Here is a 14,712-nt window from a genome sequence, read left to right as displayed (position 1 = left end):
CCGGCCTGGTGACCGGTCCAGGGGATTTGGTGGAGCCATCAACCCTGGTCCTCCCCATCGGGGAAGCACTCCTGCGGTGGTGCATCAACTTCCGATAGGAAGTTGATGCCGACAGTAGACCCGCAAGAGTGGCACCGTCAACAGCTTCCGATAGGAAGTTCGTTGGGCGTCGCGGTGACCCTGCGTACAGGGGTCGCAACACCAGACCTGTTGAATAATCCCGGTTTTTTCCCTCGGGTCAAGCGGTTCCGTGCGTTAATACCGGAATTAAGGTTGGATGGGTCGTCAGACCGTAGGAAGGGAGGCGTGCCATGGCAACGCCACGGTGGAAGCAGCTCGCGGACGAGCTCGCGAACGAGATTTCGAGGGGCGTGTACCTGCCCGGCGCGAAGCTGCCGAAGATTGCCGAGCTTGTCGCTGCTGGCCGCGGCTCACGGACCACGGTCCAGCGGGCTTACAGCGACCTGACCGAGCGGGGGTTGACCATCGGTGTCCAGAAGTTGGGCACGATCGTGTCGCCCATCCTGGGGAAGATCCACCGAGACGGAACCGGCCGGTACATGCGTGTCGCCCGGGAGCGAAACGAAGCCCGCGGTGCCTTCGCAGCCGAGATCGAACGCTTGGGAATGGCGCCGGACAGCAAAACCGTCATCAGCCGGGGCGCCCCGCCGACGCACATTGCCGAGCTGCTCGAAGTCGATCCTTCAGCTCCGGACACGGTGCTGATCCGGGCGCGAGTCATGTTCGCCGGGGAGATCGTCGTCCAGTTGGCCACCAGCTACTTCCCGGGCAGCATCGCGTTCGGGACACAGCTGGAGCAGCAGGACACCGGGGCGGGAGGCTCGAAGTCCCGCCTGGAAGAGCTGGGTCACGGCCAGCGGACCATCACGGAGACCATCGACGTCCGCTCGCCCAGTCCGGCGGAGGCCAGCGCTCTGGCCATCCCTATAGAGCGCCAGGTGTACGAGATCACTCATGTAGCCCGCAGCGGGGAGGGGCGAGTCGTCGAGGCTTGCGTGCATGTGGTGTCGACGACGCTCTGGACGCTGAGCTACACCTGGCCGATCGACCCGCCGGACGCACCAGGCAATCCGGCGTGACTGCCCATCACCATCACTAGACGAGGAACGGATTCATCACCGTGAGCGACAAGATTGTGCGTGACTCCTCAACCCGCTACCTGCGTGCACGCCGGGAGGAGGGAGCCTCGCGAGGGGCGTTCGACACCGAGATCAGGAAACTGGGCTGCGTCCCGCGCGTCGAGACGACCGTGGAGCGCGACACGGTGCCGGACACCGTCGCCGCGATCCTCGGCGTGGAGGTCGGGACCGAGGCGGCAACTCGCAAGCGCCTGATGTTCAGCGACGAGCGCCTGGTGCAGCTCGCCGACTCCTACATCCCGCTCGATGTCGCAGAGGCCGCCGGGATCGAGCAGCCCGACCCGGGCAAGGGCGGGATCATCTCGCGTATGGCAGAGGCTGGCTTCGAGCAGACCGAGGTCACCGAGGAGATCCAGCAGCACCCGGCAAGCGAGGCTGAGGCGACCGCGCTCGGCATCGAGGCCGGCACTCTCCTGATCCGCATCATCCACGTCGGTCGGACCGGCGAAGGCCGCGCTGTTGAGGTGACTGTGCACACTCTGGCTCCGGACGCCTGGGTGCTGCGTTACAGCGTGCCCACCAGCTGATCGACCACCCGCTCGGGGGCCGTTCGGTCGGTTGCTGATCGATTGGACGGCCCCCACCCGTTACTTCCTATAGGAAGTTGCGCTAAGGTTCCCGCCATGACTAAGCCCGCTACATCCAGATGGCTCGCGGAGGAATTCCGCGCCCGGATCGACTCCGGCGCGCTGCAGCCGGGCGACAAGCTGCCCAGCACGAAGCAGATCGCGGAGGAGTTCGGCGTCAGCGAGCTCCTCGTGTACCGGGCCATCACTCAGCTCAAGGAGTCGGGCCACATCGTTGCCCGGCAGGGCGCGGGCGTCTTCGTGCGGGTATACAACCCGCTGCTCTGGAATCCCGGCGAGTACGAGCGGGGGGATAGAAGCGACGACCCGGTGACCAACGTTGACGACTGGAAGGCGCAGGTCCGAGCCCAGGGGAGAGAGCCTGAGCAAGGCATCCCAGAGGTCTCGACTGAACCTGCACCCAAGGACATCGCGGGCTGGCTGCACTTGGAGCCGGGCACGCCCGTCGTTGCTCGCCGGCGACTTCGTCTCGTCGACGGCGAGCCGTGCCAACTCGCCGACTCGTGGTTCCCCGTTGAGATCGCTGAAGGCACCCCCCTCATGGAGCAGCGCGACGTGACCATGAAGGGCGGCATCCTCGCCGCCACCGGGAATCCACAGCACCGCCTCCGCGACGAGCTCGACATCAGGATGCCCACGAGTACCGAGATTGAGCGTCTCAATCTGCAGAACCTCCCGGGCACCCCCGTATGCCAGCACGCTCGAATTGGCTACGGAGGCAACGGCGTTCCGATCCGGGTGATGGTCACGATTGCCCCGGGCGACCGTAACCGGATCATCTACGAAATGGAGATCACCCGGTGATGCTGCGCCTCGCCACTACGGCAGACGTCGATGCCCTGATGGGGCTGCGCATCGAGGCAGAAGGCTGGCTTGCTGCCGCCGGGATTGACCAGTGGCGGAACCCGGAGACGCGCGGTCCGGCCTTGGCGAAATGGATGACCGATATCGAAGCCGGCCGCACTTGGGTCGTAGAGGGCCAATCGCTGCTTGCCACGGTGACTCTCGCTCCGGCCGACATGGATTTCTGGAAACCGAGCGACTCCCCTGACAGCGCCGTCTACGTAGCGAAGCTCATCACCACGCGGGCCGCGAAGGGCAGCAGCCTCGGCGGTCGTCTCCTCGACTGGGCTGGCAGCCAGGCGCGCGCGCAGGACAAGCCGTGGGTACGGCTGGACTGCTGGCGCGACAACCAAGCGCTGCAAAAGTTCTACCTGGGCGAAGGCTTCGAGCATGTTCGCACCGAGGCCCCTGGCCATCGGCTGTCCGGATGGCTGGGACAGCGGTCAGCCTCAGTCGTCCGCCACCCGAGCGCGCTACTGACCGCTCCCAACTCGCCGGAGACAAAGTGATGAAGGTACGCCCGATCACCATCCCGCATGGTCAGCAATTCACTTCGTCCATCCCGCCTGCCGGGAGCGGCATTCGAGGTGCTGCGGAATTTGTGCGAATGCGTCCGACAGTTCTGTCGGGTACTGCGGTTAGGCTGTGCCCAGCAGTGATCCATAACGGCGAGAACCCCCGGGACCGGGCATGGTCCTCTAGGGGCTCTCGAACGGGGCTTTGGCCTCGTTGGGCGACACACCTTAAGGGAGGTGATCGCGGGATGAAGCCTACCCGCCAGCGCGGAACTTCACGCGGAGCTACACCGTTCCACCCTCGCGATCACACCATCAGGTGCGCCGCTGGGCATGCTGACGCCAGCCTCCAGATTCAGGGGGTTGGGATGACCTAGCGGCCATCGACCGCGCGCGCCAAGAAGAGGCGGACTAGCCATCCCCTTCGGCCCCGCGCGGCCCGTCTACCGCCTGGAGCTTCGCTACCAGAGCGGTCCGCTCAGATCCCGGTTCGTACCCGGTCCTGAGCTGCGGCTTATCAAGCCGCTCATTCCACACGGCCCCTCATCAGGGCCATTTGCACACCGGTCCCTAGCCAGGACCACAAGGGCCCCTTCTGGGTCCAACAGCACGCATACCAAGCCGCGCCACGCCACGAGCCCCCGCCAAGGGGCTTCACGGCACCAAGTCCACCGACGAAAGGAGATCCGCCTTTGGCCTTCACCCGAACCATCGATCGCGCCCCGGCCAAGGGGCCCGTCCGTGTTGATCCATATGAAGGTTGGTCCTCGTCATAGTGCCTCACTTCCCGGTTTATGGAAAGCCGACCGCTGCCCGTTTCGGGTGGGTTTGGCCGTCCGGATCGTCCCGTGTGACGGGATCGGTCATCGATTCGTCACGATCTACCCCTTCTGCGCCGCAGAGGTGTTCGACGGCATACCGGGCAGTCGCCCGGCATAGCGGTGGTGCCCTGTGAGCGCGGGCGCGGCGTCGGCCGCCGTGCTGGACCACCCGCTGCGGGAGTTCATCGACAACTCGGTCGACGAGCTGCGGGAAGAGGTTCCCGGGCAGCGGAATGAGGTGCTGCCGAAGGCGCCCAGGCGGGGTCTGCCGGAGGTGCGGCGTGTCCGTGTGGTGGGCCGGGACCAGGACATCATCTGGACGCGGTCGCGTCGTGCTGAGCCGCGGGCGTGGCTGCGTGCGGTGGTGTGGCTGGTGGCTGCCGGGCTTCACAAGGAGGCCGGTCCGACAACGCTCTTGATCGCGGCGGATCTCGCGGCCCGGATGGACTACCGGCGCGGTCTCGTGCTCTACGACCTGGAGGGCACGGCCCGGCGGACCGATACGTCGCCGGCGACGGTGAAGCGGCACGTGAAGGTGCTGCGCGAGCTGGGCGCGCTGGTGTGGCTGGTCCACGGGTCGAAGCGGAACATCGCCCTGCCGGGGGAGCCGTACATGGCGACGGCGACGATCTACGGTGCGGTCATTCCGGCCGTGTTCGACGAGGCGATGGGGCACCGGCTGGCCGGGGCGGGCTACGAGGGCCGGGTGTGCGGGGTGACCGAGGCCGGGCGGGAGCGTGCGGTCTCGCAGGCGACGGCGCGCAGCGAGGCCCGGCACCAGGGCCGGCGGCGTACGGAGCGGCAGCGGCCCTCCGGTCGGCGTGGTGCCCGGGTCCGCACGGCCCGCCCTGTGGATAACCGGGCTGTGGATAACTCCAGGTCACAGGCTTGTGAGCCCCATTCTCCTGGTCGTTACCACCGAGCACCTGCAGTTCAGGTTGATAGTGGTTGTAAAGACACCTCGCGCGAGCGCGCGACCTGCCGAACCGCCCCCCGCCCCTCCTTCAAGATCAGCATCAATCCGGACGGGAGCCGCCGTACAGCGGGCCAGACGCAGCGAGGGATCGGCATCATCCAGCAGGTCAGGCCCCGGGTGTCCTGGACCCAGCGGGCAAGTCTGCGGGAGCTGGAAGTCGCGCTGCGGCCGCTCACGGACGCCGGATGGGACTGGCCGACGATCACCGCGGAACTTCACTCCTGGCATCTGACCTGGCGCCCGGCCCGGCCCGCGGCCTACATCCGGGCCCGCCTGGCCCAGCAGGCCACCGCTGAGCACCAGACGGCAGCAGCAGAGGCAGCCGAGGGCTGGGACGAGCAGGCAGCCTCCGGCCCGCTCGCCGCCTCCAGCCCCGACCTGGTGCGCAGCGTGCTGGACGGCCTGGCCCGCGGTCTCGCCGCGCACTCCGCCCGGCAGGCCGAGCTCGGCCTGGACGACCTCACCGACCAGTCCGCGGCCGCCGACGTGGCCGCCTTCCTCAGCAGCGGGACGGGAGCCCCGGCATGACCGAGACCACCACCGCGAGCGGGGCCGACCTGGCCCGCATCGCCCTCCAGGCTGCCCGTGCCGCCGCGAAGAGCGCCCCCCAGCCCAAGCGCATCCGGACCACGACCACCCGCACCCAGCGCAGCGGAGGCCGCGAGCCGCTGCCCTTCGCCGATGCCCTGTCCAGGATGGTCGCTGAGCGCGGCTGGGCCACTCCGGCGGCCGCGGCCGCGACGGCGGACAGCATCATCGACCAGTGGCCGGCCATCGCCCCCGAGCTCGCCGGGAAGGTCGAGGCCGTCCAGCTCGACCCCGCCACCGGCACCCTGCACCTGCGCCCCGCCACACCCGCCTACCGCACCCAGCTGACCCTCCACCAGAAGCAGATCATCGCCAAGGTCAACGACACGGTCGGCCCCGACACCGTTCGGCACCTGGAGATCCTGCGACCTGCCGCACTCGTCTCGCCCCACCACACCCCGCGAAGCGATGCCCGGGCACCTGCGTCCGCTGCCGCTCCGCAGCCTGTTGCCGCGTCCGTGGAGTATGCGCGGCAAGAGGCGCCGGAGGGTTACCGCGAGGCCCTCGCCGCCCACCGCGCCACCTGGAACACCACCCGGCAGCACACCAACCCCGAGGTCCAGGCGGCCGCCGAACGGCAGCTCCGTGAACGGCTCCGGGAGCCCGAGGAGCACTTCGCCGACGGCCGCCAGGCCCTCCAGGAGCTCCGTGCCAAAGCGGCTGCCCAGCAGCAGGTGCGACCCAGCGATGCATCCCGGGCACGGGCCCTGCAACGCCTCGCCGCTGAACGCGCGGGACTGGCCTCGATCGCCTCAACTCCTGCTCCCTGCCCCGCCCGGCCTTCCCAGGCCGCCTGACGCCGTACGGAGAAACACATGTCGGACCAGACCGAGTACGACTACTTCTCGCCCAACGAAGGCCCGGATCACAGCCCGGACTGCACACAGTGCGCAGAGGCGCGCCCCGAGCTGGAGAAGATCAGGGACTTCGCCCTGGCCCAGAAGGAGCGGTTCGCCGATCAGACCCTCCACCCGTACGTCGCGGGGAAAACCACTCTCCACCGCAGCAGCTGCTCCACGATGGAAGGCATTGCGAGGCAGGGAGTTCCGCTGTCGTGGGGGGAGAGGACGGAATCGGAGGCGGACGTGTTCGAGGGACAACTCCTGGAGTTCGCTCACGCCCGAGTCCTGTCTGCGTACCGGCGGAACTTCAACGTCATGACCGCCCAGGAAGCAGCCGGATGGGTTCGAGCCCGTACCGGCCCCAGAGGCGGAACCCGCTTCCGGCTCTGCAAGGTCTGCACCCCCGGCCTTTCCGCCGACGGAGCGTAGGACAACCAACGGTTGGGCGACGGGGGAGTACGCCGGGAAGCTGCGGTTCGGGCCTGTTCTCAGCGGTCTGCCGGGCGTACGCTCCGGGCCATGACACCTACCGCAGCGTTCCACGTACACCGTCAGGAGCCGGACCCTGGCTGGGGCTTCACCACCGCACTCTGAACACCAGGGAGGCCCCCACCGATCGCCGATCGGTGGGGGCCTCCTGCTGTGCCGCAGCGGTCGGCCGCCGTCCAGGCCGGTACGGACGGCCGCCGGCTGTGTCGCGGGGTGGTGTCAGTCGCCGGTCTCGTGGGGGAGTCCGTCGTCCAGGACGATGCGGATGGTCTGGCCCTCTCCGTCGACGGCGGTGAGTTCGGCGGCGATGCGGTTGTAGCTGGTGGTGGCCAGTGCCCAGTCCGCTTCGAGCGGGGTGGTGGCGTGGCGGGTGTCCCACAGCTTGATGAGCAGGCCGATGAGGGAGCGGCCGGACAGGACGGTCTGGACGCGGCCTTCCTTGACGTCCTCGACCGAGGGCGGGGTGCGGAAGTGGTCGTGGTCGACGGCCAGGGCAGTGAGCCACTCCCAGGTGTCGCGGTGCGCGATGAGGTCCACGGAGGCCACCCCGGCGGCCTTGAGCAGCAGGACACCGTGGTTGACCCGCGGGTCCTCGCCGCCGGTCGGCGCCGGGGCGGAAGAGGGCGCGGCGGGCGTGCCGTTGCCCTGGTAGGCGGCCTGGATCGCACGCTTGAGAGCGTCGTCCTGGTCCCGGTCCCGGCGCTCCGGTTCCGGCTGTGGCTGCTGCTGGTTGCTCTCCATGGTTCCCCCCTGGGAGTCGGTGTCGGATGAGCTGGGCTGTGCCGCTGTGGCGGCGGGATCGTCGCCGGGTTCGAAACTGGGTTCCGGGGCCCCAGACGCCACCGGCACCGGTGCGCCGGCCTCGGCGTCGGGTTCGGGATCGGCCGGCCTCTGGAGTTCCGCGAGGGGGCGGAGGGTGTCGGCGAGTTCCAGCAGCTGGCGGAGCTCGCCGCGGGTGTCGTTGAGGTCGCTGATCATCCGGTCCTGGCGGCGGCGTACCTCGCGGTTCTCCTCGCGCAGTCCGGTGACGCCTATCTGGACGGCCTCCAGGGTTTTCAGGCGGCTCTGGGTGACCTCTGCGTGCAGGGCGGTCAGCCCGACCGTCTTGTCCTCAAGACGGGCAACCGGCGCCAGCAGGGCCCGTATCGCCTCCAGTTCCTTCATCGCGGCACTGAACGCGTCTTTCCACTTCACGTAACCCCCTGGTTACTCAGAGCTGTAACCGGCCGTATCTCCCCATAAGCACTCCATGTGACGCGGTGTTTTCCAGCCCTTCACTGGCCGGGACCGCCTCTCACCTCTCCGAACAGATGTCGTACGGGATTCGTACGCAAAACGTACGCAAAACGTACGCACATCGTACGTTCCATGGGGTAGGATGTTGGTCAGGAGGTAACCCATGTCCGAGTTGTTCGACGCGGTCGACGCCCTGCTCGCGTCCCGCGCCACCCTGCCGCCCCCGGCGGAACGCAAACGGCTTCGTGCCGCGCACGGCCTGACGATCGACGAAGTGTCCACCGCGCTGAAGGTGCGCCGCGCCACGGTGTCCGGCTGGGAGTCCGGCAAGACCGAGCCCCGCCCCCCGGAGCGCGACGCCTACGCCCGGCTGCTGGACAAGCTCGCGGAGCTCTACCCCGTACCGGCCGACGCGGCCGTGCCCGCCCCGGACGCCGCGGTGCCCGCCACGTTCGCCGCAGCACCCGACCCGTCGGAAGCGCGGCCTCTGTCCACAGGTCCGGCGTCCGAGGCTGCGGACATGACTGAAACCGAGAACACCCCGACCAGTTCCGTTCCTGCTCCTGCCACCGCTGTTCCGGCTGCCGCGCCGCGTCCGGCGCGCACCACCAGGCCGACGTCGGCGTCGCGCCGCCCCGGCGCGAAGAAGGCGGCCCCGGCCGGAACCCCGGCGGGGGAGATCGACCCGCGGTTCGAGAACGGTCCGCTGGCGGTCGTGGACGTCGAGGACGGGAAGGTGCTGGCGTACTGCGTCGGTGGCCTGGTCCTGGACGTGCCCGCCAAGTCCCTGCCGTCCCTGGTCGACTGGACCCTGAAGGAGGCGAAGCTCGGGCAGCCGAAGCTGTCCGGGCCGGGAAGGCCGGCCGACCCGCTGGTCGTGCTCACCGCGGCCGCGTGCGAGCGCTATGGCCTGCCCGTCTCCCTGACGGAGGAGGAGCGGATCGCCGGGCGGATCCCGGAGGGCCACAAGGTCATCAAGCAGCTGACCCGCGCCGACTGGCAGCTCACCAAGAGGGGCTTCGGCCCGTGGGCGCGGATCTACCGGCCCGCCCAGGGTTCGGACCGGCAGTGCGTGCAGCTGTGCATCCCGTCGTGGAACGCGCTGGACGCCCGGTTCTGGGGCACCGCCGCCCAGCTTCCGCCGGCGGAGCTCGCCCGCGTCCTGGGCGCGTACGCGTCGAGGGTGATGACGCCGCGCGGCTCCACTGCCGTCACCGGCCTCGAGCTCATGACCGCCCTGCACCCGCCGACCTACGCCGTGCGGGATGAGGAGACCGGCGCCCTGCGGCGGGCTGATGGCAAGTCGCCCGGGTCGCTGGGCACGGACCCGGTGGACTGCGCGCCGTGCGAGGCCCCCGACGGGCACCCGCTGCTCAAGGACGTGCCGCGCTTCCACGTCCGCGGCCCCGGCGAGAAGCTGTTCGAGGAGGCGTACGACTGGGCGCGCCCGCTCACGGATGCCGAATGCATGCGCAGCCACCTCGTGGGCCTGGACGTCAACATGGCGTTCGCCGCCGGAGCGAACGGGCTGAACGTCGGCCTGGGTGAGCCGACGCACGTCAAGAACCCGGTGTTCGACCCGAAGCTGCCCGGCTCGTGGCTGGTCGACCTGTCCCACGTCGACCTCTCGCGGGTGAAGGCCGGGAAGGAGTGGGTGGACCTGGACGGTTCGCTGCTGCCCTCCCCGTTCACGCCGAAGGGCGACCGCCCCACCGGCCCGGCCTGGTACGCGACGCCGACCGTCGCCTACGCGGTGGAGCTCGGGTACGACGTGACGCCGACCGAGGCGTACGTCCGGTACGAGAGCGGCCGTTACCTGGACGGCTGGTACAGCCGGCTGCGCGACGCCTACCTGACCACGATGGCCGACCTCGGTGTCGACGCCGACCTGTCGCCGACCGACTTCCTCGCGGCGATGGACGGCTACAAGGGCCGCGACCCTCAGATGGCGATCGTCGTGGGCGCGGTCAAGGCGACGGTGAAGGGCGGCTTGGGGAAGCTGCGCGAGCGGCCCCGCGGCGAGGGCTGGACCTCCGGTGAGCGGTGGAGGGCCCTGGAACGCCCGACCTGGCGCCCCGACATCCGCGCGGCCGTCATCTCCCGCACCCGGATCAACCTGCACCGGAAGATGGTCAAGCACGCGGCGTTCACCGGTCAGTACCCGGTGGCGATCCTGTCCGACTGCGTCGTCTACGCCGTCGACGGACCGAGCCCGCTGGACTTCCTGCCCTACCGCGAGGGCAAGCCGCTGCCGGGCGGCTTCAAGCTCGGGGTCAACCCCGGCCTGGTGAAGCACGAGGGCACGCAGACCGTCCTGTGGGGCGAGGGCGCCCGCGAGCAGTACCAGGCCCCTGAGCTCAACCTCGCCCGGTACATCAAGGACGGCACCGTCACCGACAAGGACAACGGGGAGTAGGGAGCGCGATGAACAAGGAGTTCGGGGACGGCCTCAACCAGGCCGTGGCGAAGGCGTTCACCCGCCCCGCGCCGAAGTCGGCCGGCGCGCAGATGCGCTACCTGGTCAAGCAGCACAAGAGCACCAAGGCAGTCGCCCAGATGCTGCGGGTCTCCCAGCGCACCGTCGAGCGGTACGTGAAGGACCAGATCAAAAAGCCCCGCCCGGACCTCGCCGCGCGCATAGAGCGCGAGGTGAAGGCCCGGTGGCAGCCGCAGATCAGGGCCAAGGCCAAGGAGAAGGCGGCGACGACCGGCGGCATCGTCATCGACGTCCACGCCCGCCTCGGCTACGCCGGAGCGTCGATGGACTCCACCGACGAGGACCGCGAACGGCACATCACCGTCGCCCTCCCGCCCCAGTACGCGGCCCGCCTCTTCGACGCCCAGGAGCAGGGCGCCACCGAAGACCGGCTGCGCGAGCTCACCGCCGACGCACTCAAGGAGGTCTACTTCCAGGACAGCGGCCGCCGCGCCGGCTCCCTCCAGGAAGTCCAGATCAACGACGTGCTCAACCTGGGGTTCCAGCTGTAGGCCGTACCCCGAACATGCCGTGAGCCCCGGACCGTCGTCCGGGGCTCACGGCATTCCGGGAGGCACGGCGGACTTCTCACTGGTGGCACGACCTCTACGCTGAGGCGATGGAACTGAACACCCACGAACGGGCCCTGCTGCACGCCGTCTCCCAGTCGCCTGCCCCGGCCGCGATGTCCACGTTCTTCCCCGACCTCACCCGGGCTGCCCCGCCCGAGGTGCACGCCCCCGAGGACGACCCGGTCCGCGTCGCCTGGACAGACGAGCAGTTCGCGCTCTACGGGGCATCGGTCAGCCTCTGGCAGAAGAACCTGGTGCGGGTCGTCCACCCGGCCAACGGTGAACGGCCGGACCTGGTCGAGGCCACGGACGAAGGACGCACCGCGCTGGCCTGAGCCGCCCGAACGCCCGGCCTCTGTCCACAGGCTCAGCGCCCGAGCATGCGGACATGACCCAAGAACACGAGCAGCCGGCCCCCGCACGGAGCGTCCTGGACGCCCTGGCCCGCGCCGAACGCGCCATCTTCACCCGGAAGATTCCGCAGTCCGCCAAGGCTAAAGTCGAATTCCTCCTCACGCGCACCAAGGCTTCGACCAAGGAGCTCGCCGAACGGCTGGACACCTCCCGGCGCACGGTGGAGCGCTACCGTGCCGGGAAGCTCAAGAAGCCACAGAAGAAGCTCCAGGAAGCCCTGGTGAGGGAAACCGAGTCCGAGTGGCAACCGCAGGTCAGGGCGCAGGCGAGGGAGCGCGCGGCCACCTCCGGCGGGATGTGGGTGGAGTGCGAGGCGTACTTCGGGTTCACCGCGAACGGCAGCTCCGATGACGGCCGTGTGCGGTACATCAGCACGCCGATCTCCCCCACGTACGTGGCCCAGATCCTCGCCGCACGCGACGAAGGCAAGTCCGAGGAAGACCTCCAACCCATCGTCGCGGAGGCCATAGCCGAGTCATATTTCACCGACTGGGGCACACGCGCAAAGGGCCTGCGAGCCGACTTCACGTCAGTCGGATACATAAAACTGTCGTTTTAGGCGCGGCGAATACTCGCCTGCTATAAACCTGGGGTACGGCCCGCCGACGGAGCGCTCTGGCAGCGGGCCGTACCCCTTTTCCCGCAATGAAACAGCGAGGCCCCCGGATGGATACTCCCGCGCCCCGACGACCGCGCCGCCCTTTCACCGGCGCCCCCGCACCGGCACCGGTCGACCGGGCGAAGGTGGGCCGCAGCTCGGTGCGCCGCCGGGCCCGGGGCATGACACACACGGAGGCCGCGGCCGCGCTCGAGGACGCCCGGTTCGAAGCCCGGCAGGACTCGAGGTTCGAGGACCTGGCCCTCGATGAGCGCGGCCCGGCGGAGCTCGGCGAGTGGGAGCGGATCGCCCTACTGCTCGCCGACGCCCCGCCGGGCACCGTCTACGCCCCGGACACCGACGACGTGGTCCGGGCCGAGCTCGCCGCCGACGCTGCGGCCGCCGCCGCCGCCGCCGCCCGGGAAGCCGAGCTGCGTGAAGCGATGCGGATCGCGGCCCGCGCCGACGAGCTCCAGGCGCTGCGCGAGCTCGGCACCCTGGACCAGGCCGAGCCCCGCGAAGGTGACGAAGTCGTACGCGACGAGCTCACCCGGCGAGCCGGCGGCTACGTCCCGGCCGACGTTGACGCCTGGCTCGCCCGCGCCCTGGCCAGCCGCCTCGGGCACTACCGCGACCCGGCCGCCCGCGAAGCCGCGGCCGGCCTTCTCACGCCGCCGGTCCTCGCGCACGCCGCGCTGCTCGCCGAACTCGCCCGCCTGGTCCCCGGCACCGACATCGGCCAGCTGGCGTTCGCGGCCCGGCTCGCCACCACCGAACCCGAAGCCACCGCAGCCCTCGCCGCGCACCTGACCCACGCCCGCTCCGAGGCCCACTGACTCGCTCTCCGCAATCCCCCAGCTCCCGAAGTCTCTGGGGGGAGACCTGGGGGGTTGGGGCCAGAAATGCCCGAATGGCCCGGAACCTCTGGGGGGTGGCAGGGTGAATTCCCAGGTGGAGAAGTTTTCCGGGAAGACCGGGGGGCTGGGGGGGGGTAGGGCCCACGGGCCATGACCGGCCGTCACCTCGCCACGGTGTGGGCGTTGTGCCGGGCATGGACTGGACGCAGCTGCTCAAGGAACTCACCGTCGCGGTGGAGGTGCGCAACCGCAGGGTGGCGAGCCTGCGTACCGCCGGTTCCACCGTGGCCGAACTCGCGGCGCAGGCCCTCGCGGCCGGCGCCCCGGGCCCGCCCCTGCGCCGGATCCTGGCCGGGATGGAACCGCTGCTCGAACAGGAGCGCCCGCACGTGTGCGGACCAGGACCCGTCGTTCCGCCCGGCCGCCCGGCCCTGCCGCAGCAGGCCGCCGACGCGGCGCCTGTGATCCGCCAGCCGCTGTCTGCGGACGACGCCTTCGGCCGCCCCGTGCCGATCCGGTACTCCCTGGAGGAGGCGTGGCAGAAGGGGATCCTGCCGTGGAAGGCACCGACAGCGCGCACCTACCTACGCAGGCGCTCCCCGGAGCGCGGCATCCCGGTACCCGAGGGCGTACTGGACGGGCAGACCGTCCGGTACACCGAGGATGAGCTGACGACCTGGCGTACGGCCTGGGAGGAGCAGGCCGGCCCCACTACCGGCCGACCGCCCGCAAGCCCGGAACCGGTGTCACGGTGACAAGGAGTGAGCGTGACACTCGTGTCACGCTCACCAGAAAACGCGTCACGCCGGTGTCACGCCGCCTTGCTTCTGCCCCTGTTTGTCCGTTTCTTGGAGCCGTAGGGCGCTCCAGAGGTCGTTTTCGGGGGTGGAGCGTGACACGCAAGATTTGGCCTCACGCGCACATGTGAGGAGCACGGAGCGTAGTTGCGGGCCGGGTTCCTGCGGAGTGCTCCCGGGCCCGGCTGCCCGGCGATACCGTGGTGGGACACGCCAGTTCTGCCTTCTGGAGCCCTCGATGAGCGAACAGCCGGCCCCCGCCGACACCACCCGGCAGCAGCTGGAGCCCGACGCCGCCGATGGACTGCGCGCGTACGCGGCCCGGACCCGCGAGAGCGCCGACCAGCTCGCCGCCGTCCTGGAGGACATCGCCACCAACGGGCTGCCCTCGGTGGAGGAATGCACGCCGTGGGAGGAGCTGCGCGAGGCCCACCTCGCCCGGCTCGCAGCCCAGCGCCCGGCCGCCGCCTGATGCCCGCACCGCACGGCCCACGCCGCCGTGCCCGGATCGCGTTCTCCGACTCCGCCGCCAAGCAGCTGGACACCATCACCAGCGAAGCCGAGCTCCACGCCCTGGACCGCGCCCTGGTCGTCATCTCCGTCGCCCCCGACGCCGGTGAGCTCCTGCCCGGCGACAGCAGCGGACCGCGGCTGCGCCAGTACGCCGACGACGTCGAACGCGTCCGGTTGCTGTACTGGGTGAGCGCCCTGGGCACGGTGGTCGTGGTCGCCTTCATTGAGGTGTAGCAGGCGCCCACCGCCCTCGTACTGCTCGTGCTCCTCGCTGTGCTGCCCGGTCTCTCCAGCACCAGGCACCTGGTGCTGGAGAGCGATGACATTCGAACGCCGACCCCGGGCCGCAACATCGGTTCAGCCGACGGCCTGCCCGCCTCCGGGCCCGCCGGGTCCGGAGCTCTGGTGCTCCTCCCGCCCGGCCCCCT

General features: G+C 69.8%; 16 protein-coding genes. 15 read left to right on the top strand and 1 reads right to left on the bottom strand.

Features of this window, described 5'->3' with window-relative positions; genetic code table 11:
• The first annotated feature begins 311 nt into the window (after window positions 1–311).
• The 7 genes from AC0VY3_RS37990 (at window position 312) to AC0VY3_RS37960 (ending at window position 6,761) form a co-directional block, all read left to right on the top strand.
• On the top strand, window positions 312–1,100 hold the full coding sequence (locus AC0VY3_RS37990; protein WP_475552018.1) for a GntR family transcriptional regulator: 789 nt from the start codon (window positions 312–314) through the stop codon (window positions 1,098–1,100).
• 41 nt (window positions 1,101–1,141) lie between these two features.
• The gene (locus tag AC0VY3_RS37985) at window positions 1,142–1,687 is read left to right on the top strand and encodes a UTRA domain-containing protein (RefSeq protein ID WP_475552017.1); all 546 of its coding nucleotides are present in this window, start codon (window positions 1,142–1,144) and stop codon (window positions 1,685–1,687) included.
• Between the two features lie 96 nt (window positions 1,688–1,783).
• Window positions 1,784–2,551, top strand: a complete 768-nt coding sequence (locus AC0VY3_RS37980; protein WP_475552016.1) for a GntR family transcriptional regulator — start codon at window positions 1,784–1,786, stop codon at window positions 2,549–2,551.
• The gene (locus AC0VY3_RS37975) at window positions 2,551–3,099 is read left to right on the top strand and encodes a GNAT family N-acetyltransferase (RefSeq protein ID WP_475552063.1); all 549 of its coding nucleotides are present in this window, start codon (window positions 2,551–2,553) and stop codon (window positions 3,097–3,099) included. Before AC0VY3_RS37980 ends, AC0VY3_RS37975 begins: the two co-directional genes overlap by 1 nt.
• A 957-nt stretch (window positions 3,100–4,056) precedes the next feature.
• Window positions 4,057–5,430, top strand: a complete 1,374-nt coding sequence (locus AC0VY3_RS37970; protein ID WP_475552015.1) for a cell wall protein — start codon at window positions 4,057–4,059, stop codon at window positions 5,428–5,430.
• Window positions 5,427–6,287, top strand: a complete 861-nt coding sequence (locus AC0VY3_RS37965; RefSeq protein WP_475552014.1) for a DciA family protein — start codon at window positions 5,427–5,429, stop codon at window positions 6,285–6,287. Before AC0VY3_RS37970 ends, AC0VY3_RS37965 begins: the two co-directional genes overlap by 4 nt.
• An 18-nt stretch (window positions 6,288–6,305) precedes the next feature.
• Window positions 6,306–6,761, top strand: coding sequence for a hypothetical protein (locus tag AC0VY3_RS37960; protein WP_475552013.1), 456 nt, complete (start codon window positions 6,306–6,308; stop codon window positions 6,759–6,761).
• A gap of 279 nt (window positions 6,762–7,040) precedes the next feature.
• Here the strand turns inward: AC0VY3_RS37960 and AC0VY3_RS37955 are convergent, their stop codons facing one another.
• Window positions 7,041–8,015 (bottom strand): hypothetical protein, encoded by a 975-nt coding sequence (locus AC0VY3_RS37955; RefSeq protein ID WP_475552012.1) that lies wholly within the window; start codon window positions 8,013–8,015, stop codon window positions 7,041–7,043.
• Window positions 8,016–8,220: 205 nt separating this feature from the next.
• Between AC0VY3_RS37955 and tap the strand changes: the two genes are divergently transcribed.
• From tap to AC0VY3_RS37915, 8 genes are all read left to right on the top strand, one after another.
• The gene (gene tap / locus AC0VY3_RS37950) at window positions 8,221–10,473 is read left to right on the top strand and encodes a telomere-associated protein Tap (protein ID WP_475552011.1); all 2,253 of its coding nucleotides are present in this window, start codon (window positions 8,221–8,223) and stop codon (window positions 10,471–10,473) included.
• An 8-nt stretch (window positions 10,474–10,481) separates the two neighbouring features.
• Window positions 10,482–11,045, top strand: coding sequence for a telomere-protecting terminal protein Tpg (gene tpg, locus AC0VY3_RS37945; protein WP_475552010.1), 564 nt, complete (start codon window positions 10,482–10,484; stop codon window positions 11,043–11,045).
• Between the two features lie 107 nt (window positions 11,046–11,152).
• Window positions 11,153–11,440: a hypothetical protein gene (locus tag AC0VY3_RS37940; protein WP_475552009.1), complete on the top strand. Its 288-nt coding sequence runs from the start codon at window positions 11,153–11,155 to the stop codon at window positions 11,438–11,440.
• 53 nt (window positions 11,441–11,493) lie between these two features.
• Entirely contained in the window at window positions 11,494–12,078 is a 585-nt protein-coding gene (gene tpg, locus AC0VY3_RS37935; RefSeq protein ID WP_475552008.1) for a telomere-protecting terminal protein Tpg, read from the top strand.
• 221 nt (window positions 12,079–12,299) lie between these two features.
• Window positions 12,300–12,953, top strand: coding sequence for a hypothetical protein (locus tag AC0VY3_RS37930; RefSeq protein WP_475552007.1), 654 nt, complete (start codon window positions 12,300–12,302; stop codon window positions 12,951–12,953).
• Window positions 12,954–13,168: 215 nt separating this feature from the next.
• Entirely contained in the window at window positions 13,169–13,729 is a 561-nt protein-coding gene (locus AC0VY3_RS37925) for a hypothetical protein (protein WP_475552006.1), read from the top strand.
• Window positions 13,730–14,009: 280 nt separating this feature from the next.
• Entirely contained in the window at window positions 14,010–14,243 is a 234-nt protein-coding gene (locus AC0VY3_RS37920) for a hypothetical protein (RefSeq protein WP_475552005.1), read from the top strand.
• Window positions 14,243–14,518, top strand: coding sequence for a hypothetical protein (locus tag AC0VY3_RS37915; protein ID WP_475552004.1), 276 nt, complete (start codon window positions 14,243–14,245; stop codon window positions 14,516–14,518). The genes AC0VY3_RS37920 and AC0VY3_RS37915 overlap by 1 nt, the downstream gene beginning before the upstream one ends.
• Window positions 14,519–14,712 lie beyond the last annotated feature (194 nt).

The organism is Streptomyces sp. iso_384 (assembly GCF_056172905.1).
Note: the sequence above shows the minus strand (reverse complement) of the source record. Positions and strands in the feature narration are given on the sequence as shown.